The sequence below is a fragment of the Fructobacillus tropaeoli genome (assembly GCF_001047135.2).
Taxonomy (GTDB): domain Bacteria; phylum Bacillota; class Bacilli; order Lactobacillales; family Lactobacillaceae; genus Fructobacillus; species Fructobacillus tropaeoli.
In genome coordinates this window covers 1-1,644 of the sequence record NZ_DF968114.1, presented here as the reverse complement: position 1 = coordinate 1,644, position 1,644 = coordinate 1, and the positions used below count along the sequence as shown (strand labels likewise).

At 34.7% G+C, this 1,644-nt stretch carries 2 protein-coding genes; both read left to right on the top strand.

Annotation, left to right across the window (positions count from 1 at the left end; genetic code table 11):
• A partial coding sequence (locus tag AOQ32_RS08925; protein ID WP_207657373.1) for a hypothetical protein occupies positions 1 to 322 on the top strand: 322 nt, incomplete at its 5' end.
• Positions 323 to 1,266: 944 nt separating this feature from the next.
• Positions 1,267 to 1,644, top strand: a 378-nt coding sequence (locus AOQ32_RS08100) for a toprim domain-containing protein (RefSeq protein ID WP_242976731.1), incomplete at its 3' end; no start/stop codon positions are given.

Sequence of the window (1,644 nt, the reverse complement as noted above, 5' to 3'; positions counted from 1 at the left end):
CAACAGAGGGACCAAAATTATAACGTATGATGTGAGATCTGCTACCTTGGCGGCCTGTGAACAAGAGATGGAGAATGATATGAAAAAAATGATGAATTACTTAATGAGGGTATTAAACTACTTCGTTTGGCTAGTAAAATGGTATTTGATGATTCTTGGATACGTGGGTCTCATGTATTCAGCGCTGGTTCATAAAATAATCAATATTTATACCGTAACTGGCACGATTTTAGCTATTATATTATTTGTTGCGTATTTACTCATTTTGCTATTGAATAAAATTGTTACGATATTAGTTGAGAGGTATCGGAATCGTCACTGAATATAAATTTTTCCCAAAAATTAAAAAGACAATGATTACTATATATAGGAGGAACGAATTAAGACGAAGTAAATTATGCTTTACAACGATTTGGTAAAAGCTCATCAAAGATGAATAAAACAAAAAGATTATTGTAATAGTAAAAATTAAGGCAAACAGTATGGATCCTATGTGATCTTTTACGGTAGGCAATAAATTGGAAATGTTAATAGTAGCAAAAAGATTTAAATGTTCTTGAGGAATAGTGACACGTTGTAAAAAGTATTGAAGAAGTAACGGTATAATCGATTGAATGGTCGAAAAAATACGATCATTAATCGAATGGCTCTGTTTATAGACTGAAAGAATGGATATAAATCCTAACAGCCCAATAAATAAATATTGAAAAAGGGAATATTCTTTATACGCGTCAAAGATAAATTTAAACTGATGTAGAAAAGGTATAACTAAAAGCAGAGATGAGGTAAAAATCGCTTCAAAAGCTGTTTCACTTGGCGATTTGGGTGAAGAATTAGTATTAATATTGGTTCTAAAATAATAATATGATAAGTTTTGACTATTATCTTGATATTGAATCTGATTATTTCCGTATTTTGAATGTTGCTTTAATTTTGCTTTTGACATAAAAACTCCATTTCTACCAATCACGGCACAAATGGAGCAAATCTTTTTTCAAGCATCTTGAAAAACCTTATGTATGTCGTTATAATAAACGCATAAGGTTTTGCTCCATTCACAGTTACCGGCTAAAGTAAATGTATGTGACTGGATTTTCTTATTTGTGAGCAAGTTTAGCATACCCCTTTGGGTTTTGCAAAACGTGAAAGAGTCTCGTGTGAGGCTCTTTTTGCTTTTTATATAACGAAATAAACAGACAGGCGTCCCAAGGGCGTCTTTTTATTTGTCTCAATTGATGAATCAACAATACGAAAGGAAACTTTACCATGACAAAATATTTAATTATTACTGAAAAGCCTTCTGCACGAAAGAACTTTGAAAAGGCACTTGGTGGTCTCACTGGGCATTTTGCGAATTTTGACTATGAATTAACCAATCTCAGAGGCCACGTGATGACCTTGGCTGAACCACAAGACCAAGTCCCCGAAGCGCTTACGGCCAAAATGAAGTCCTGGGACCTCAAAGACTTGCCGTGGGACTTAAACCAGTTTGATTGGAAACGAACCTATATTGTGAGTAAAAATCCGCGAACTGGTCAACAAGAAAGTACCAAGTCGCTTTTAGATGATCTTAAGAAAAAAGCCAGTCAAGGCTTTGATGGGCTTGTCATTGCCACGGATACTGACCCTTCGGGGGAAGGGGAC